The organism is Actinoplanes sp. NPDC049265, from assembly GCF_043197135.1.
Lineage (GTDB): Bacteria > Actinomycetota > Actinomycetes > Mycobacteriales > Micromonosporaceae > Actinoplanes.
The window spans coordinates 15949-33906 of sequence record NZ_JBICSP010000023.1 but is presented as its reverse complement, the minus strand read 5'-3'; the positions used below and the strand labels follow the sequence as shown (position 1 = coordinate 33906).

21 protein-coding genes and 1 pseudogene are annotated in these 17958 nt (G+C 72.6%); 12 read left to right on the top strand and 10 right to left on the bottom strand.

The genetic code is table 11. From position 1 onward, the window contains the following. Nucleotides 1–13 precede the first annotated feature (13 nt). From ACGFIO_RS37285 to hypE, 5 genes are read left to right on the top strand one after another with little or no spacing between them, the layout of a single operon-like run. Complete coding sequence (locus tag ACGFIO_RS37285) at nucleotides 14–481, top strand: hydrogenase maturation protease (protein WP_392834204.1); 468 nt, start codon at nucleotides 14–16, stop codon at nucleotides 479–481. Next, entirely contained in the window at nucleotides 478–2775 is a 2298-nt protein-coding gene (gene hypF, locus ACGFIO_RS37280; RefSeq protein WP_392834202.1) for a carbamoyltransferase HypF, read from the top strand. Before ACGFIO_RS37285 ends, hypF begins: the two co-directional genes overlap by 4 nt. A 5-nt stretch (nucleotides 2776–2780) precedes the next feature. Beyond that, nucleotides 2781–3038, top strand: a complete 258-nt coding sequence (locus tag ACGFIO_RS37275; RefSeq protein WP_392834200.1) for a HypC/HybG/HupF family hydrogenase formation chaperone — start codon at nucleotides 2781–2783, stop codon at nucleotides 3036–3038. Next, entirely contained in the window at nucleotides 3035–4123 is a 1089-nt protein-coding gene (gene hypD / locus ACGFIO_RS37270; protein ID WP_392834197.1) for a hydrogenase formation protein HypD, read from the top strand. Before ACGFIO_RS37275 ends, hypD begins: the two co-directional genes overlap by 4 nt. Further along, nucleotides 4120–5181, top strand: coding sequence for a hydrogenase expression/formation protein HypE (hypE, locus tag ACGFIO_RS37265; protein WP_392834195.1), 1062 nt, complete (start codon nucleotides 4120–4122; stop codon nucleotides 5179–5181). Before hypD ends, hypE begins: the two co-directional genes overlap by 4 nt. Before the next feature lie 54 nt (nucleotides 5182–5235). Here hypE and ACGFIO_RS37260 read toward each other — a convergent pair whose 3' ends face one another. After that, entirely contained in the window at nucleotides 5236–6174 is a 939-nt protein-coding gene (locus tag ACGFIO_RS37260) for a serine/threonine-protein kinase (protein WP_392834192.1), read from the bottom strand. A 130-nt stretch (nucleotides 6175–6304) separates the two neighbouring features. Further along, nucleotides 6305–6580, bottom strand: a complete 276-nt coding sequence (locus ACGFIO_RS37255) for a PAS domain-containing protein (RefSeq protein ID WP_392834190.1) — start codon at nucleotides 6578–6580, stop codon at nucleotides 6305–6307. 138 nt (nucleotides 6581–6718) lie between these two features. Between ACGFIO_RS37255 and ACGFIO_RS37250 the strand changes: the two genes are divergently transcribed. Next, nucleotides 6719–7369, top strand: coding sequence for a phosphoribosyltransferase (locus tag ACGFIO_RS37250; RefSeq protein ID WP_392834188.1), 651 nt, complete (start codon nucleotides 6719–6721; stop codon nucleotides 7367–7369). Here ACGFIO_RS37250 and ACGFIO_RS37245 read toward each other — a convergent pair. The 4 genes and pseudogenes from ACGFIO_RS37245 to ACGFIO_RS37230 all read right to left on the bottom strand — a co-directional run bounded on the left by ACGFIO_RS37245 (nucleotide 7331) and on the right by ACGFIO_RS37230 (nucleotide 9865). After that, nucleotides 7331–8125, bottom strand: coding sequence for a 2,3-diphosphoglycerate-dependent phosphoglycerate mutase (locus tag ACGFIO_RS37245; protein WP_392834186.1), 795 nt, complete (start codon nucleotides 8123–8125; stop codon nucleotides 7331–7333). The genes ACGFIO_RS37250 and ACGFIO_RS37245 overlap by 39 nt on opposite strands. Next, nucleotides 8122–8892 (bottom strand): ATP-binding cassette domain-containing protein, encoded by a 771-nt coding sequence (locus tag ACGFIO_RS37240; protein ID WP_392834184.1) that lies wholly within the window; start codon nucleotides 8890–8892, stop codon nucleotides 8122–8124. The genes ACGFIO_RS37245 and ACGFIO_RS37240 overlap by 4 nt, the downstream gene beginning before the upstream one ends. Nucleotides 8893–9226: 334 nt before the next feature. Further along, nucleotides 9227–9647 (bottom strand): annotated as a pseudogene (locus ACGFIO_RS37235) (ATP-binding cassette domain-containing protein); the annotation flags it as partial. Nucleotides 9648–9658: 11 nt separating this feature from the next. After that, a complete protein-coding gene (locus ACGFIO_RS37230) occupies nucleotides 9659–9865 on the bottom strand; it encodes a DUF1918 domain-containing protein (RefSeq protein ID WP_392834182.1) in 207 nt (68 codons plus the stop codon). A 264-nt stretch (nucleotides 9866–10129) separates the two neighbouring features. Here ACGFIO_RS37230 and ACGFIO_RS37225 point away from each other — a divergent pair, with 264 nt between their 5' ends. Next, a complete protein-coding gene (locus ACGFIO_RS37225) occupies nucleotides 10130–10441 on the top strand; it encodes a hypothetical protein (protein ID WP_392834440.1) in 312 nt (103 codons plus the stop codon). Here ACGFIO_RS37225 and ACGFIO_RS37220 read toward each other — a convergent pair. The 4 genes from ACGFIO_RS37220 to ACGFIO_RS37205 are packed head-to-tail and all read right to left on the bottom strand — an operon-like array spanning nucleotide 10327 to nucleotide 12766. Further along, a complete protein-coding gene (locus tag ACGFIO_RS37220; RefSeq protein ID WP_392834179.1) occupies nucleotides 10327–10665 on the bottom strand; it encodes a peptidoglycan-binding protein in 339 nt (112 codons plus the stop codon). The genes ACGFIO_RS37225 and ACGFIO_RS37220 overlap by 115 nt on opposite strands. A 10-nt stretch (nucleotides 10666–10675) precedes the next feature. Then, nucleotides 10676–11188 (bottom strand): DsrE/DsrF/DrsH-like family protein, encoded by a 513-nt coding sequence (locus ACGFIO_RS37215; RefSeq protein ID WP_392834177.1) that lies wholly within the window; start codon nucleotides 11186–11188, stop codon nucleotides 10676–10678. Nucleotides 11189–11202: 14 nt separating this feature from the next. Next, nucleotides 11203–11517 (bottom strand): TusE/DsrC/DsvC family sulfur relay protein, encoded by a 315-nt coding sequence (locus ACGFIO_RS37210; protein WP_392834174.1) that lies wholly within the window; start codon nucleotides 11515–11517, stop codon nucleotides 11203–11205. Nucleotides 11518–11524: 7 nt separating this feature from the next. Then, a complete protein-coding gene (locus ACGFIO_RS37205) occupies nucleotides 11525–12766 on the bottom strand; it encodes an NAD(P)/FAD-dependent oxidoreductase (RefSeq protein ID WP_392834172.1) in 1242 nt (413 codons plus the stop codon). 180 nt (nucleotides 12767–12946) lie between these two features. On the opposite strand from ACGFIO_RS37205, the gene ACGFIO_RS37200 reads away from it, so the two are divergent. The 5 genes from ACGFIO_RS37200 to ACGFIO_RS37180 all read left to right on the top strand — a co-directional run bounded on the left by ACGFIO_RS37200 (nucleotide 12947) and on the right by ACGFIO_RS37180 (nucleotide 17935). Further along, nucleotides 12947–13645 carry a response regulator transcription factor gene (locus ACGFIO_RS37200; protein WP_392834169.1) on the top strand — a complete coding sequence of 233 codons (699 nt, stop codon included), beginning with the start codon at nucleotides 12947–12949 and terminating at the stop codon, nucleotides 13643–13645. Beyond that, complete coding sequence (locus ACGFIO_RS37195) at nucleotides 13635–14981, top strand: ATP-binding protein (protein WP_392834166.1); 1347 nt, start codon at nucleotides 13635–13637, stop codon at nucleotides 14979–14981. Before ACGFIO_RS37200 ends, ACGFIO_RS37195 begins: the two co-directional genes overlap by 11 nt. Nucleotides 14982–15117: 136 nt before the next feature. Further along, on the top strand, nucleotides 15118–16467 hold the full coding sequence (locus ACGFIO_RS37190) for a rhodanese-like domain-containing protein (protein ID WP_392834163.1): 1350 nt from the start codon (nucleotides 15118–15120) through the stop codon (nucleotides 16465–16467). Beyond that, the gene (locus ACGFIO_RS37185) at nucleotides 16464–17054 is read left to right on the top strand and encodes a rhodanese-like domain-containing protein (RefSeq protein ID WP_392834160.1); all 591 of its coding nucleotides are present in this window, start codon (nucleotides 16464–16466) and stop codon (nucleotides 17052–17054) included. The genes ACGFIO_RS37190 and ACGFIO_RS37185 overlap by 4 nt, the downstream gene beginning before the upstream one ends. Then, the gene (locus tag ACGFIO_RS37180; RefSeq protein WP_392834158.1) at nucleotides 17051–17935 is read left to right on the top strand and encodes a sulfite exporter TauE/SafE family protein; all 885 of its coding nucleotides are present in this window, start codon (nucleotides 17051–17053) and stop codon (nucleotides 17933–17935) included. Before ACGFIO_RS37185 ends, ACGFIO_RS37180 begins: the two co-directional genes overlap by 4 nt. Nucleotides 17936–17958 lie beyond the last annotated feature (23 nt).

Genomic DNA, 17958 nt, shown 5'->3' with positions numbered 1-17958 from the left:
GCACCGCAGGCGCGTGATCATCGGGATCGGCAACGAGTACCGCCGCGACGACGGCCTCGGCCCCCGCGTCGTCGCCGACCTCCTCGGCCGGCAGCCCGGCGACCCGGCCCTGGCCGGCGTCGATCTGCGGGTCAGCGACGGGGAGTCGCTGGGCCTGCTCAGCCTGTGGGCGGGCGCCGAGCTGGCGGTGGTCGTGGACGCGGTCCGGGACGGTCAGGTTCACGCCGGACGCGTGCACGAGCTGGTCCTCGACGACGGCGACGAGGTCGACCCGGCCGGTCGCCCGTCGCATGGCACCCACGACATCGGATTCGGCGACACCGTGGCGCTCGGCCGGGCGCTGGGCCGCATGCCGCACCGGCTCGTGATCATCGCGGTCGCCGGTCACGACTTCGGCTTCGGTCCGGAACCGAGCGCACCGGTCGCCGCCGCCGTCCTGCCGGTCGCCGACCGCGCCCGTGAGCTGGTGAGCCGGCCGTGACCACCGGCACGCGCGGATCGTGGCGGCTCCGGGTCCGCGGGACCGTGCAGGGCGTCGGCTTCCGTCCGTTCGTGCATCGAGTTGCCACCGGCCTCGGCCTCGACGGCGTGGTCCGCAACGTCGACGGCGACGTCGTCATCGACCTCACCGCCACGCCTCCGGAGCTGGAGCGCCTCGCCCGTGCGCTGCGGGACGACGCGCCGCCGCACGCCCGCGTCGGCGACATCACGGTCGCGGCGGTCCCGGCGCTGTCCGCCCGGACGGGCTTCACCGTCGCGGTCAGCGACGACGCCGCGCGAGCGGAGCCGGGCTTCGCCGGTCTGCCGCCCGACCTGGCCACCTGCGACGACTGCGTCCGTGAGCTGTTCGACCCGGCCGATCGCCGGTACTGCTACCCGTTCGTCAACTGCACGGCCTGCGGCCCCCGGGCCACGATCGTCGACGACCTGCCCTACGACCGGGCCCGCACCGCCATGGCGGCGTTCCCGCTGTGCGAGGAGTGTGCCCGGGAATACCACGACCCGGCCGACCGCCGCTTCCATGCCGAGCCGGTGGCCTGTCCTCGCTGCGGTCCGCAACTGGCCTGGGAGTCCGGCCCGGTCCGGGCGGCCGGCCCGGACGCCCTGGCCGCCGCGGTGGCGACCGTGGCCGCGGGCGGGATCGTGGCGCTCAAGGGCCTCGGCGGCTACCAGCTGGTCGCCGACGCCACCGACGCGGCGGCCGTGGCGATGCTGCGCCGCCGTAAGGCGCGTCCCCGCAAGCCCTTCGCGGTCATGGTCGCCGATGGTGTGGCCGCCCGGCAGCTCGGGCAGTTCTCCACGGCCGAGGCCGAGGTGCTCACCTCGGCCGCCCGTCCCGTCCTGCTCGTGGCGGCCGTGCCGGACAGCCCGCTCGCGCCGGGCGTGCATCCGGGCACCGGCCGCACCGGCGTGTTCCTGCCCTGCACGCCGCTGCACCACCTGGTGTGCCGTGAGCTGGCCCGGCCCTTGGTGGTGACCAGCGGGAACGTCGCCGACGAACCGATCGTGATCGACGACGCCGAGGCCCGCCGTACGCTCCCGGCCGTCGCTGACGGGCTGCTGCTGCACGACCGGCCCATCCGGGCCCGCTACGACGACTCGGTCGCCCACGTCGCCGGCGGCCGGCTCCGGACGGTTCGCCGGGCCTGCGGCTACGCCCCAGCGGCCCTGCCGCTACCGGTGCCCGCGACCCGGCCCGTGCTGGCCGTCGGCGCCCAGCTCAAGCACACGTTCACGCTGGCCCGTGGTGACGTGGCGCTGCTCGGGCCGCACGGCGGCAGCCTGGACGACGCCGACGCGCTGGCCGCGTTCGCCGCGACCCGCGAGCAGCTGTGCCGGTTGCACCGTTTCACGCCGGAGCTGGTGGCCCACGATCTGCACCCCGGCTACCTCTCCACCGCGTACGCGAGGGACGCCGTACCCCGCTCCTGCCGGGTTCCGGTCCAGCACCACCACGCGCATGTGGTGGCCTGCGCGGCCGAACACCACCTGCGGCCGCCGTTCCTCGGCATCGCCTACGACGGCCTGGGATGGGGCGACGACGGAACGTTCTGGGGCGGTGAGCTGCTGCTCGCCACCTACACCGGCTATCGCCGGCTGGGTCGCTTCGGCCGGGCGCCGATGCCCGGCGGCGAGGCGGCCGTACGCCGGCCGGTGCGGATGGCCCTGGGCTACCTGTACGGCGGCGAGTTTCCGGTGACGACAGCGCCGGAGGCGTTCCTGGCCCGCCTGGCGCCGGCCGAGACCCGGATCGTCCGCCGCATGGTGGACCGGGGCGTCAACTGCCCGTCCGCGTCCAGCGCCGGCCGGCTGTTCGACGCGGCCGCGGCGCTGCTCGGCATCCGCGACGACGCCGGCTACGAGGGTGAGGCCGTCGTCATGCTGGAGGCGGTGGCCTCCCGCGCGCCGGACTCGCCCGCTCTGCCCTGGGCCTTGCGCACGATGGACGGCCGGTGGGTCTTCGACTGGGGGCCGACGCTGTCCGCCCTCGCGGCCGGGGACCAGCCGGTGCCGGTGCTCGCGGCCGGCTTTCACCGCGCCGTCGTCGAGGTGACCACCGAGATGTGCGTACGGGCGGCGGAGCGCACCGGAATCGGTGTGGTCTGCCTGTCCGGTGGGTGTCTGCACAACGCCTTCCTTGCCACCGAGTTGCCGGTCGCCCTCGCCGCGGCCGGACTCGACGTGCGTCTCGGCAGCGCCGTCCCGGCCGGTGACGGCGGCATCAGCTACGGCCAGGCGGTCGTCGCCGCGGCCAGGACCGCTGCGGAAGGGTGATCGGCATGTGCCTGGGCATCCCTGGTCGGATCGTCGCGATCGAGGCGGCCGACGGACTGGCGATGGGCACCGTCGACTTCGGCGGCGTCCGCAAGCAGGTCTGCCTGGCCTACGCGCCGGACGCCCGGATCGGCGACTACGTGATCGTCCACGTCGGCTTCGCGATCAGCCGGGTCGACGCGGCCGAGGCGCAACGGACGCTGGCGGTGCTCCGGGCGATGGGCGACGCGGTGGCCACCGAGCTGGGCGAGCCGCTGCCGTGAAGTACCTCGACGAGTACCGCGACCCGGCGCTGGCCCGTTCGCTGCTGCGGCGGCTGCACGAGGTGACGACCCGGTCGTGGAACCTGATGGAGGTCTGCGGCGGGCAGACGCACACGATCGTGCGCCAGGGCATCGACGAGCTGCTGCCGCCGGGCGTACGCATGATCCACGGTCCCGGCTGCCCGGTGTGCGTCACTCCGCTGGAGGTGCTCGACCGGGCGATGGCGATCGCCGCCCGGCCGGCGACGATCTTCACCAGCTTCGGCGACATGCTGCGGGTTCCCGGCACCTCGACCGATCTGCTGACGCTGCGGGCGGGTGGCGCCGATGTCCGCGTCGTCTACTCGCCGATGGACGCCGTGCTGCTGGCCCGCCGGAATCCGGACCGGCAGGTGGTGTTCCTGGCCGTCGGGTTCGAGACCACCGCGCCGGCCAATGCGATGGCGGTGCTGCACGCGGCCGCGCTCGGGCTGACGAACTTCAGCCTGCTCGTCAGCCACGCTCTCGTCCCGCCCGCGATGACCACGCTGCTGGAGTCGCCCGCCTGCCAGGTGCAGGCGTTCCTGGCCGCCGGGCACGTGTGCGCGGTGATGGGCTGGACCGAGTACGAGCCGCTGGCCGCCCGGTACCAGGTGCCGATCGTGGTGACCGGCTTCGAGCCGCTCGATCTGCTGGAGGGCATCCTGATGGCGGTCACCCAGCTCGAGCAGGGCCGCCACGAGGTGCAGAACCAGTACGCCCGCGCGGTACGTCGTAGCGGCAACCCCGACGCGCAGGACGCCGTTCGCCGGGTCTTCCGGATCACCGACCGCGCGTGGCGGGGTGTGGGCACGATCCCCGCGAGCGGGCTCGCCCTGGCCGACGAGTACGCCCTGTTCGACGCCGAACGCCGTTTCGAGGTCGGCAATCTGCATACCCGGGAACATCCCGACTGCATCGCCGGCGCCATCCTCACCGGCGCCGCCGTGCCGACCGACTGCCCGGCGTACGGCCGGACCTGCACCCCACGCACGCCCCTGGGCGCGCCCATGGTGTCCAGCGAGGGCACCTGCGCCGCCTACCACGCCGCCGGGAGGACCAGATGACCGACGCGGAAGAGCTCTTCGCCACCTGCCCGGCCCCGCATCACGAGACCGACCGCGTGCTGCTCGGACACGGCTCCGGCGGCCGGTTGTCGGCCGAGCTGATCGGCGAGGTGCTGGTGCCGGCGCTCGGCGCCTCCGGCGTCGACGGCCCGCTCGAGGACGCGGCCCTGCTCCGGGTGGACGGCGCCGAACTCGCGCTCAGCACCGACGCGTACGTGGTGAACCCGATCTTCTTCCCCGGCGGCGACATCGGCTCGCTGGCGGTGCACGGCACGATCAACGACCTGGCGATGCGCGCCGCGATGCCGGTGGCGCTGAGTCTCGCGTACGTCGTCGAGGAGGGTTTCCCGCTGGACGATCTGCGGCGGGTGGCGACGTCGGCCGGAGCCGCGGCCCGGACGGCCGGTGTGCCGGTGGTGACCGGGGACACGAAGGTGGTCGGGAGGGGAGCGGCGGACGGCATCTACGTGGTGTCGACGGGGCTCGGCCGCTGCCTGCCGGGCCCGGCGCCGTCCGCGGCCGCCGCCGTGCCGGGTGACGTCGTGCTGCTGTCCGGCCCGATCGGTGCGCACGGCGTATCCATTCTCAGCGCCCGGGAGGGCCTGGCTTTCGAGACCGAGCTGCGTTCCGACTCGAGGCCGCTGCATGGCCTGGTCGAGGCGATGATCGCCGCGGGCGGGGGAGAGGTCCATGCGCTGCGGGACCCCACGCGCGGCGGGGTGGCGTCCTCGCTGAACGAGATCGCCGCCGCGTCGCGGGTGGGCGTCGAGATCGACGAGACCGCGCTGCCCGTCCCGTCGGCCGTCCGTGCGGCGTGCGAGATGCTCGGCCTCGACGTCACCCACGTGGCCAACGAGGGCTGTCTGGTGGCGTTCGTCGCGCCCGCGTACGCCGAGGCGGTGCTGACGGCCATGCGGGCACGGCCCGAGGGCCGCGGGGCGGTCCGGGTCGGTGCCGTCACCGAGGCCGAGCCGGGGCGGGTCTGGGTCCGGACCTCGGTCGGCTCCCGCCGCGTGCTTGACATGCTCGCCGGTGAGCAGCTGCCGCGCATCTGCTGACCGCGGCCCGGCCGGCGTCAGGCATCAGCGCTTCGGACGGCACGCTGCCCGGTGTCACGCCTCGGCCAGGAAGGCCCGGGCGAGGGTCCCGGCGACCTCCCGGGCGTCCGGGCGGGCGGCGGGATCCTTGGCCAGGCACCGGTCGCCCAGCTCGGCTACCTCCCCCGGCACCCCGCGGCGGCGCGGGAAAGGCTCCGGTTCCGAGCGTACGTGCGCGACCAGCAGCTGCGTCGTGGTGTGGACGGTCCACGGCAGTCGCCCGGTGAACAGCCAGAAGAGCAGGATGCCGAGCGAGTAGACGTCGCAGGCCGGGGTGACGAGGCCGCCGGTGAGACGTTCCGGGGCGACGTACGCCGGGGTGCCGAGCACCACCGACGGGCGAGCCGGGCTCACGCACGAGCCAGCCGGCACGGAGATGCCGAAGTCGACGACGGTGGCCCGGTCGGCCGTCACCATGACGTTGGCCGGCTTGACGTCCAGGTGCACCAGACCGGAAGCGTGCACCGCCGACACCGCGTCGGCGATCTGCGCACCGATCCGCAGCGCCCGGAGCAGGGAGAGTCGTTCGTCCCCGGCCAGCTCGTGCAGGTTGCGGCCGTCGAGCAGGTCCATGGTGATGAACGGCGTCGGCCGGGTATCGCACAGACGATCGCCGAAGTCGTGCACACGGACCACGTGCGGATGGGCGATCGAGGCCATCCGCCGGGCCTCGTCGCGCAGCTCGTCGCGGGCCCGCGGGCGGGCGGCGTGCTCCGGGTCCATCACCTTGACGGCGACCGGCCGGTCCAGGACATGGTCGTGGGCGTGCCACACCTCGGAGCCGCTGCCCCGTCCGATCGGCGCCCGTAGTTCGTACCGGTCGCCGGGCGACTTCGGCGCTGCGACCGCGGGGAGGGTAAACCGCGGCTGGACCCGGCGTACCGCCCGGCGCGACCGCGACACCGTCCGGCCGGGCCGCGTGCGGGCCGGTGGACTGAACTGCCGGGTCGTCATGATGCTGAGCTTCGCCCGCCGGGGCTCATGACCGGATGGGCCAGAGGTCCCGTTCCCAGGGGCCTTCTCGCTCCCGGTCCAGGAGCGACGTCGTGGCGCTGCTCAGCTCCTCCCGCCACGGTTCGCCCGATCAGGCGACCGTCCGGTAGCGCTCGAACCGGCCGTCGTGCCAGGCCTCCGGCGAGATCTGGCTCAGCCGATGGCCGATCACGTCCTCGACCGACCGTCCGGTGAGCTTGGCGCTGAGCTGGTTGACGTACTCGCAGACGAAGTCCACGATCGTGCCGCCCTCGCGCACCGGGTGGCCCAGCACCCAGCCCTGCGGATCGGCGTCCAGCATGGCCAGCATCTGGGCATCGGGCAGGTCCGTGAACAACGCCCCCAGACCGGCCGCCCGACGACGCACCCATCATCGCGCATCCGGCGCGACTTGCGGAGACCCCTCGCACAGGGACCGTGGTCCTTCCCTGCAGGGCGATCGGCCCTGCCCGCGCCGTCGGGCCCGGACCCACGATGGATCCAGTACCGTCCGGGAGGAGCCGGCATGTTCCGCAACCGAAAAGCCGCCGGTCACGCGCTCAGCCAACAGCTACGGCATTGGCACGGCGGCGACGGGGTCGTTCTCGGGCTGCCGCACGGCGGGGTGCCGGTGGCGTGGGCCGTGGCCCGGGCCCTGCGCCTTCCCCTGGACGTGATCGTGGTCCGCAAGATCCACCCGTCGAACGCGCCCTGGGTCACTCTCGGCGCGGTCGGCGAGGGCGGCGTCTCGTTCGTCAACCTGGGTGTGGTCGCCTCGTGCGACGTCGACCTCGCCGCGTTGGCGTCGGCCCAGCGTCGCGCCGGAGCGGAGCTCGACGGGTGCGCCGGGCCGCTGCGCCGGCGGTGGCCCGAGACGCCACTGCACGGCCGGACCGCGATCGTCGTCGACGACGGGATGGCCAGCGGCGCGACCGCACGGGTCGCCTGTCAGGTGGCCCGTAACCGCGGCGCGGCACGTGTCGTGGTGGCCGCTCCGGTGGCCTTTCAGCACGCCGTCGCCACGGTGCGTCCCCTCGCCGACGAGGTGGTGAGCCTGCCGCAGCCGGTGCGACGGGCCGCCGTCGGGCTGTACTACCACGACTTCGCTCCGGTCACCGATGCTCAGGTGGCCGGGCTGCTACAACGCTCGCCCCGGCTGTCGCGGGCCGGTGGGTAGGACGCCGGCATCCGGTGGCCCGATCCGGATCCGCTCACCGGCGCCGGTCGGGTCGAGGTAACGGCCCTCCGGGTCGGGCACCGGTTCGCCCGCGGCGTCGAGGAAGTAACGCATCGGCACGGCGGTCGGGATGTCCAGCCGCTCCACCTCCGCGGGCCCGATGCCCTCGAGGTGCATCACGAAGGCGCGCAGGCTGTTGCCGTGCCCGACGACCAGGGGAGTCCCGCCGGCCTGCACCTCGGGGAGCAGCACGTCGAACCAGTAGGGCGCCATGCGGGCCCAGGTGTCGGCCAGGCTTTCGCCGAGCGGCAGCACCTCCGGGGACAGACGGGCGTAACGTTCGTCGGCGTACATCGTGGCGGCCGCCTCGGCGCTCATCGGAGGCGGGGCGACCGCGTACGACCGTCGCCAGGCCCGGAATATCGCATCGCCGGTCTCCGCCCGGACCGCCTGCTTGTCCCGGCCGGTGAGCGCCCCGTAATGGCGTTCGTTGAGCCGCCAGGACCGATGCACCGGCACCCAGGCGCGGTCCAGTTCGTCCAGCACGATCCGCGCGGTGGTGATCGATCGCCGCAGCAGCGAGGTGTGCACGCAGCTCGGCCGGACCCCGAGGATCCGCAGGATCGCCGCGGCTCCGCGGGCCTGGGTCAGCCCGAGCTCGCTGAGCGGAGCGTCGGACCAGCCGGTGAACACCTCGGCCGCGTTGCTCACGCTCTGCCCGTGCCGCAGCAGCAGCAACGCCCCGCCGCCGGTCACGCCGCCGCCGTCGTGGTGCCGGCGGCGTCCACCCGACCGCTGGTCATGTACTGCACGACGCTACGCCGGTCGAACCGCTCCACCGGCCCCTCGGCCGCCGTCCGGCCCAGGTACATGACCGCGATCCGGTCCGCGACGGCGAACACGTCGTTCAGATTGTGCGAGATGACCAGCACGGCCAGTCCGTGATCACGCAATGCCCGGACCAGATCCAGCACTGTCGCCGTCTGTGCGATACCCAGCGCAGCGGTCGGCTCATCCATGATCACCAGCCGGGAATGCCACATCACGGCCTTGGCCACGGCGACCGACTGGCGCTGGCCACCGGACAGCAGCCCCACCGGCTGGCGGACCGAACGGACCGTGGTCACGCCCAGCTCTCGCAGCGTCTGCGCCGCGGTCTGCTCCATCGCGTCGTCGTCGAGGAGCCCGTGCCGCCGCCGCTCCCGCCCGAGAAACATGTTCTGGGCGACATCGAGGTTGTCGGCCAGGGCCAGGTCCTGGTAGACCGTCTCGATGCCGAGACCGGCCGCGTCACGGGCGGTGCGTAGATGAACCGGTCGTCCGTCCCACAGGATCTCTCCGTGGTCCGGGACGTAGATGCCGGCCACGCATTTGACCAGGACCGACTTGCCGGCCCCGTTGTCCCCGCACAGGGCGGTCACGTGCCCGGCCGGCACCTCCAGGTCGGCGCCGTCCAGCGCCCGGACCGGCCCGAAACTCTTCTGGATGCCGCGCAGGCGTAGCAGCGGCACGGTGCTGTCCATCAGAACCCGCCTTTCTTGCCGGCTCAGCGCGGATCGCGACGAGGTCCCGTACTCGACGTTCCTCCACCGGAGGTCGCCGCGCCCTGGGCGGCAAAGCCCGATCCGCCGGGACCAAGGTCCTGATCGGCGGCGATCACGTCGTGGCATGCAGGAGAGGCCGTTCAGCCCTTAACGCTGAAAACCGTGGCATCCAGAGCGATTCCTCCGTACGAAGTGGAGGGTCATGCCTGTACGCCTTCGTGTGGTCCTCGTGATCGCGGCCGGTGTGCTGTCATTGGCGGTGGGCGTCCCGGCCGTCGCGGACCGGCCGATCGCCACCATTCCCGACGCCGCGCAGCTCCTCCGGGGTGCCGATCGCGACCAGTCGCCCGGCGCGCAACACGGCCACGCGGTCGGCCAGCTCCTGCGCCTCCTCCAGATAGTGCGTGGTGAGCAGGATGGTGGTGCCGAGCCCGCGCAGCCGGCCGATGAGCCGCCAGGCGCGGTGCCGCGCGGCCGGGTCGAAACCGGTCGTCGGTTCGTCCAGGAACAGCAGGTCCGGCGCGCCGGCCAGGCCGAGCGAAGCCCAGCACCCGCACCTCACCGCTGTCCCGCCGCCGGTAGCCCTCCAGGATCTCGACGGTCGTGGTCTTGCCCGCGCCGTTCGGACCGAGCAGGGCGGAAAACCTCGCCGGCGCGTACGGTGAGCCGACGCCGTCGACGGCCTGCACCGAGCCGTACGCCCGGCGCAGGTCGCGGACCACGATGGTGTCCACCCCCGTGGACGTCAGGCCGGGGACGTCGCCGGGGTCGGCGGCTCCACGTGGGTCTCGGGGCCGGGGAAGATCAGGGTGGTGCGCCCGTCGTCCAGCCAGCGCACGCGGTAGGGCGGGGTGCCGTCGCTGCGGACGATCGCGGTGACCAGCCCGACCCGGCGGTGCTCGCCGAGCCGGGTGCCCTCGACCACGATCCGGTCGCCAACGTGCGCGATCATGACGTGCCTCCTCAATTCCTGCGCCGGGAGCGGCGCGCCATGGTCAGGATGCCGCGGCTCGCGTCGTGAAGGCAGGGCCGTTGGACCGGGGCGCGTTCCCCTTCGGCCCTGACACCACACGCTCCGGTACGGCCATGATGAGTGCATGGGATTCGTTGTGCTGACCGGGTTTCTGACACTGTCGGCCGTCCTGGTGATCGCCGTGTCGCCGCCGTTGGAGAAGTGGGCGGACCATCTGTGGCCGCACCGCCGGAGGTGACTCCGATGGAGCGCACGGCGTGGCGGGACCGGTCCGGGTTCTGCGGCGTCGAACCGCTGACCTCGCCGGTCGGCATCCCGCGACCGGCCGATCTCCGCGCGCTGTCGGGCATCGCCGGCCGGGTGGCCGGCTCCCACGACCTGCTCGCCGAGTTCGCCGACCGCTACGCCGCCTTTCCGGCGCAGCTGGTGACGGCGAGCGCTCAGCCGGGCCAGTTCGTCATCGAGCCGGCCCCGGACCATGGTCCGGTCCTCGACGCGTACACGCCGTGCGGGGTGTTGCTGCCGAACTTGCCGTCGACCCCGCCGACGTCGTAGCGCAGGGCCGTCAGACGCTGTTGCAGATAAGTGACGGCCGCTCCGCGATCACCCATGCGGATCGTCGGCCGGGCTGCGGCCGATTCGGTGACACCGGTGCCGTGAGTGCCGGCCGCCACCGCGCCGGCCGGCGCGGCGAGGCCGAGGACGGTCGCCGCGACAGCGGCGGCGATGATGACGTGGTGCGTGAGGAAGCGGACGATGCCGCTTCGCTCGGAAAGCATGACGACCTCCTCAGATGAAGAGCAGTTGGGCGCCGCCGGTCTTCACGATGAAGTCGGCGGCGTTGATGATGTCCTCGACACCCTCGTAGAGGTCGTTCTTGTCGAGGTGCATCATGTCGGCGGACATGCGGCAGGCCCAGAGGTGGCCGCCGGAGGCGACGATGTGGTCGAGGAAGTCGGGGATCTCCGGCACACCGATGTCGGCGATCTGCTTCTTCATCTGGTGTGTGGCCATGGCCGTCATACCGGGCAGGCCGCCCAGGCCTTGCGGCAGGTGGGTCGCGGTGTTGCCGAGCATCGTGAACTTCAGCTGGCCCATCCGCGACTTGGTGATCATGTCGAAGCCCCAGAAGGTGAAGAACAGGTGCGTCTCGACACCTTCCCCGAGGGCGGCGTTGGCCAGCACGAGGCCGGGGTAGGCCATGTCCAGATTGCCCTTGGAGCAGATGATGGCCAGCTTGCGTCCGGTGCTCTCCTCATCGTCGAAGTTCGGCACGAGGGCCGGTGCGGCGTCGGCGGTCATGGCGGTGCCTCCGTTCAGACGCAGCCGTGCGGCTTGGGCAGGCCGGCGATGTAGGCCATCTTCTTGGCCGGCTTCTTGGGGAAGAGCTGGAACAGTTCCTTGGTCGGGATGCCGCCGACGGTCGACACGCGGCGCAGCGTGGCGGTCTCGCCCTGAGCGGCGTAGTCGGCGCGCAGGAACGTGATCGCCTTCCAGTGCGCGTCGGTGAGGTCGATGCCGATCTGGGCCGCGAGCTGCTTGCCCAGTTCGGGATCCCATTCGTCGTACGCGGTCAGGAAGCCCTCGTCGTCGACGTGGACGTCGCGGTCGGCGATGGTGGTGACAGGCATGGCCACCTCACTCCTTTGCTGCGGGCTGGTGTTTGCCGGCCATCGACATGTGGGCCGGCAGGGGCAGGGGACGGCCGGGCAGCAGTGCGTTCCAGTAGAGCCAGCGGAACGCGAGCTTGCCCCAGTGGTTGACGGCCGCCTCGTCGAGCAGCCGGAAGGGGCCCGCGCCCGGCACGGGATAGGTGCCCGGCAGCGGCTCGGTGTCGTAGTTGAAGTCGATGAGCAGCGCCTTGCCGTCACCGGCCTCCACGAAGCAGTTGGCGTGACCGTCGAACGAGCCGGTCATCGGCTGGCCGGCCACGTGTTCGACGAAGTTGCCGACGAAGACATCGACGGCGAAGTGCGCCACGGACCCGGCCTTGGAGGTGGGGATGTCGTTGGCGTCGCCGAGGGCGAAGATGTTGTCGTACGCCGTGGACAACATCGTGTGCCGGTCCACCGGCACGAGGTTCAGCTCGTTGCCGAGGCCGGAGCGGGCCACGTACTCGGCGCCCATGTTCAGCGGCACCGTCACCAGCAGGTCGAACGGGATCTCCCGCTCGTCGTAGGAGAACAGCGACAGCCCCTCGACCCGCTCCACGACGAAGTCCGGCTCCACCGCGATCTTCCGGTCGTCGAGCATCGAGGCCAGCCGTTCCGAGGCGATCGGTTTCGTGAACGCGCCCGGCAACGGCGTCGCGTAGACCAGTTCGACCCGGTCGCGCAGGCCCCGCCGCCGGAACCAGGCATCGGCGAGGAAGGCGAACTCCAGTGGCGCCACCGGGCACTTGATCGGCATCTCGGTGATGTGCACGACCAGCCGCCCGCCGTCGAATCGGTCGAGCGCGCCGGCCAGGGCCACCGCTCCGGCGTAGGTGTAGAAGTCGAAGATCCGCCGCCGCCACAGGCCGCCGTCGAGCAGACCAGGCGTCTGATCGGGCCGCGGCGTGACCCCGGTCGCGATCACCAGGTAGTCGTAGTCCAGCGTGCGCCCGTCGGTCAGATGGACCCGCCCGGCCGCCGGATCGACCCGGTCGACCGCGGCGTCCACCAGGTCGACGCCGTCGGCGATCAGCGCGCGAGTGGGTTTGGAGACCTTCTTCGGAGCGTACGTCCGGAACGGCACGAAGAGGAAACCCGGCTGATAGAAGTGGCGGTCGCTCGGTTCCACCACCGTGATCCGCCACTCCGCACGCGGGAGCCGGCGGCGCAGCTTGTTGACCACCATCGTCCCGGCGGTCCCGGCCCCCAGAACGAGCAGCCGTCGCATCACGCTCACCTCCTGGCCTTTCTCATACCCCCGAGGGTATGAGCGCCGGTCGGCACTATGTAGGGTCCGAGGTCCCATCTCGCATGGACCCTCGCCGGCCCTCTCGGTGAGCCGGTCAAGCCTTGCGGGGAAGGACCATCGGCCCTGACGGTGAAGCACCGCGGTCGGCACGGTGGAGATATGCCAGGTGCTGTGCTGCTCGTCGAGGACGATCGGGAGCTGCGCGAGCTCGTCCGTCGCTATCTCGAGCGTGCGGGGCACGCGGTGCGCACCGTGGGGACCGGCGCGGAAGCGCTCACCCATCTGGCGGGTGGTGGTCTCGAGCTGGTGTTGCTGGACCTCGGCCTGCCCGACATCGACGGAAACGAGGTGCTCGCGGCGGCCCGGCAGGGCGGCGGCGAGGTGCCCGTGATCATGCTGACCGCGCGTAGCGACGTGTCGGATCGCATCGACGGGTTGCGGCACGGCGCGGACGACTACGTGACCAAGCCGTTCTCCCCGACCGAGCTGGTGCTGCGTGTGGAGGCGGTCCTGCACCGCGTGCACGCCGGGGCGGGAACCGGCCCGGCCGTCCTGTCCTTCGGCGACGGGCTGCTGCGGGTGGACGAGAGCCGTCATGAGGCCTCGGTCGGCGGGCGCTCGCTCGAGCTGACGCCCACCGAGTGGGGTCTGCTGACCGCGCTGGCGGCCACGCCCGGCCGCGTGTACTCCCGCTACGAGTTGATCAATCAGGTGCGGGGGTACGAATTCCCCGGTTACGAGCGCACCGTCGACTCACACGTGAAGAACCTGCGCCGTAAGCTCGGTCCGGACGCCACCCGGATCGTGGAGACGGTGCTCGGCGTGGGTTACCGGCTGGGGCTGTCGCGTGACCGGTGAGCGTCATCTGCTGACCGGGCCGCTGGGCCGGCGACTGCTGGCCGCCTTCCTCCTGGTCGCCTTGTCGTCGGTCGCGGTGCTGACCGTCGCGGCGCTGGTCGCCACCGATCGCGGTCTGGCCCGCGCCGCCCGGTCGGCGCGCGAGGACGCGGCGGCCCGGGTGGCCGCGGCGGCCGGGGACGCCTATCGCGCCGCCGGCGGGTGGGCGGGTGCCGAACTCACCACCGCCTCGGCGACCGCCGACGCGGCCGGCGCCCGGCTGGTGGTGCGCGACGCCGCCGGGAACATGATCCGGCCCGGCCGTGGCCGTGGTCCCGGCATGGGTGGCGCCGACGCCGGGGACATGATCGGCGTGGATCTCGTCGAGGCTCCGGTGGTCTCCGGCGGTGTGCGGGTCGGCAGCGTACGGCTGGCCTTCCGGGCCGACTCGATCGCGCGGACGGTGGCGTGGTCCTGGGTGGCCGGAGCCGCGCTCGCCGCTCTCGCCGCCGCGCTGGTGGTCAGCGGTTTCGTGTCGCGGCGGCTGGCGCGCCCCCTCGTCGTCATGGCCTCGGCGGCCCGCCGGTTCGCGGCCGGCGAGCGTGACGCCCGGACTCGGCTGTCGGCGCCGGGCGAGCTGGGTGAGGTTGCCAAGGCCTTGGACGTCATGGCCGACGAGGTGGTGCGGGCCGAGGCCACACGCCGCCGGCAGGCCGCCGACGTCGCTCACGAGCTGCGGACGCCGCTCGCCGGTCTGCAAGCCGGGCTGGAGGAGCTTCGTGACGGCCTGCGCCCGGCCGATCCGGCCCGGCTCACCGCGTTGCACGACCAAGCCCTGCGGCTGGGCCGGATCGTGCAGGATCTCGCCGAGCTGTCCGCCGCCGAGTCGGCGGCGCTGTCGTTGCATCCGGTCGGCACCGACCTGGCCGGAATCGTCGAGGCCGCGCTGATCGCTCATCGCCCGCGGCTGGACGCGGCCGGAGTGACGGTGAGCGCCGATCTCGGCCGGCCGGCGCCGGTGCGGGCCGACCCCGAACGGATACATCAGGCAGTGGGCAATCTGCTCGCCAACGTGGCGCGTTACTGCCGGAGGGGCGACCACGTCCACGTGACCGTGCGCACCGTGCCGGGCACCGCCGTCCTGGAGATGGCCGACACCGGGCCCGGCATCGAACCCGAGGAACTGCCACACGTGTTCGAGCGTCTGTGGCGCGGCCGTGACGCGGCTCGGACCGGCGGGACCGGCATCGGGCTGGCCGTGGTCCGCGAGTTGATCACCGCCCATGGCGGCACCGTCGAGATCGCCTCGCCACGCGGCGGCGGAGTCACCGTGCGGGTCCGCCTCCCGGCCGGTTAGTCGTCAATCAATACCCCCTGGGGTATATGTCACAGACCCTTGGGGAAGCGGAGCGCGGGGATTAGCGTGTCTTCCAGATACCCCCCGGGGTATGTGTAAGACGTCTTGAGTCACTCTCGAGAGGAGCCATCTGCTCATGCCGACGATCCTGCCGCTCGACACACCAACCCTCGGCGACCGCAGTTATCTGGTCCACGACGGCGTGGTCGCCTTCGTGGTGGATCCGCAGCGGGACATCGACCGGGTGCTGGACCTGGCGGCGGCCGAGGGGGTCCGCATCACGCACGTGTTCGAGACCCACATCCACAACGACTACGTCACCGGCGGGTACGCCCTGGCCGCGGCGACCGGAGCCGTCTACCACGTCAACGCCGACGATCCGGTGAGCTTCGATCGGTTCCCGGTGACCGACGGCGACGAGATCCAGGTCGGTGACACCATGCGGGTCACGGCCCTCGCCACCCCGGGACACACCTTCACCCACCTGTCCTACGTGCTGGCCGACGGGGACCGGACGATCGGCGCGTTCACCGGCGGATCGCTGCTCTTCGGGTCAGTCGGGCGCCCAGATCTGCTCGGTCCGGCGCACACCGACGCCCTGGTGCGCCACCAGTTCGCCACGGCCCACCGGCTCGCCGGTCAATTGCCGGACAGCGCGGCGGTCTACCCCACGCACGGCTTCGGCAGCTTCTGCTCCGCGACCCAGGCCGAGGCGACCGCCTCCACCATCGCCGTCGAGCGGACCATCAACCCGGCGCTGACCAGCGATGAGCAGACCTTCGTGGACGAGTTGCTGGCCGGCCTGGACGCCTGGCCGGCCTACTACGCCCACATGGCGCCGGCCAACAGCGCCGGGCCCGGCGCGCCGGACCTGTCGCTGCCCGAACAGGCCGACAGCGACCAGCTCCGCAAGCGGCTGGCCGACGGCGAATGGGTCGTCGACCTGCGCAACCGCGTCGCTTTCGCGGCAGGCCACCTGGCCGGCACGCTCAATTTCGGGCTGGACGGCAGCTTCGCCACCTACCTCGGCTGGCTCATTCCCTGGGGTACCCCGGTCACGCTGCTCGGGGGGACCGTCGAGCAGGTCGCGGAGGCCCAGCGGGAGCTGGTACGGGTCGGCATCGATTGCCCGGCGGCCCACGCCACCGGAACACCCGCCGAATGGGCCGGTGACGGGCAGCCGGCTGTGCTCCCCCGGGCCACCTTCGCCGACCTGGCTCAGGTCCAGCACCACCGGCCCGTGGTCGTGCTCGACGTCCGCCGCCGCCTCGAACGGGCCGAGGGCCACCTCCCCGGATCGGTGCACATTCCGTTGCAGGAGCTCGTCGGCCACCTCACCGAGATTCCCGACGGCGAGGTCTGGGTGCACTGCGCCGCCGGCTACCGCGCCTCCATCGCCGCGTCCATCCTCGCCGCCCACGGCCGCCGCGTCGTGGCCGTCGACGACGACTTCGCCAACGCCGTCCGCCCGGAGCAGCGCTCATGAGCACCGAACCCACCACCCCGGCCGCCGTCGACGCCGCCACCCTGCGCGAGCTGATCAGCCGTGGCCGAGGGCCGCGCCTGCTGGACGTGCGCACCCCGGCCGAGTTCGAGACCAGCCACATCCCGGGCGCCTACAACGTTCCGCTGGACCTGCTTCGCGAGCACCGGGAGGAACTGCGGGCCCACCTGGACGAGGATGTCGTGCTCGTCTGCCGCTCGGGCGCGCGTGCCACCCGGGCCGGCCAGAGCCTCGCCGAGGCGGGCCTGCCGAACCTCAAGGTGCTCGACGGCGGCATGATCGCCTGGCAGCAGCAACCCGCCGCGCCGGTGAAGCAGGGCCGCGCCCGCTGGGATCTCGAACGGCAGGTCCGGCTCGTGGCCGGCAGCATCGTGCTGGCCAGTGTCCTGGCGTCGCTGCTGGTCCCCGGCCTGCTCTGGGTCGCCGCCCTGATCGGCGCCGGGCTGGCCGTGGCGGCGATCACCAATACCTGCGCGATGGGCATGCTGCTGTCCCGGCTGCCGTACAACCGTCGGGGCAGCTGCGATCTGGACACGATCGTCGGCCAGTTGCGGGAGGCGGCGCGATGACCACCGCCTTCCTGCTGACCGTCCTGCTCGCTCTCGGCATCGGGGTCAGCCTCGGGTTGCTCGGTGGTGGCGGGTCCATCCTCGCCGTTCCGCTGCTGGTGTACGTCGCCGGGCTGCCGGCGAAGGAGGCCATCGCCACCTCTCTGCTGGTGGTCGGCGCCACCAGCGCGGTCGCCGTGATCCCGCACGCCCGCCGTCACCGGGTTCGCTGGCGTACCGGGCTGCTGTTCGGCGTGGCCGGGATGACCGGCGCCTACGCCGGCGGACGGCTCAGCGCCTACGTTCCCGCGGCGGTCCTGCTCACCGTGTTCGCTCTGATGATGCTCGCCACCGCCATTGCCATGATCCGCGGCCGCCGGCCTCGGCCCGGCCGGACCGTCCCGCGCGAGCTACCGGTCGGCCGGGTCATCCTCGACGGCGTGGTCGTCGGCCTGATCACCGGCCTGGTCGGCGCGGGCGGCGGCTTCCTGGTCGTGCCCGCCCTCGCTCTGCTCGGCGGCCTGTCCATGCCCGTCGCGGTCGGTACCTCGCTGCTGGTCATCGCGATGAAGTCGGCCGCCGGGCTGGCCGGGTACCTCGCCGACGTCCACCTCAACTGGCCCTTGGCGCTGGCCGTCACCGGCGCGGCGATCGTCGGCAGCCTCGGCGGCGCCCGCCTGGCCGGACGCATCCCCGAGGCGGGGCTGCGGCAGGCCTTCGGCTGGTTCGTCATCGCCATGGGTGTCCTGGTCCTCGGACAGCAGCTGCCCGGGAACTTGCGTCACAGTCCCTGGCTGTGGGCCGGTGCAGGCATCCTGGCCGTGGCCGCCGCCGCGTTGGCCACCCTCACCCGTCATCGCGATCCACATCACGGCGGGTCCCTCACCGGCGGCCGTGTCTGACCATACCCGCCGGGGTATTATTG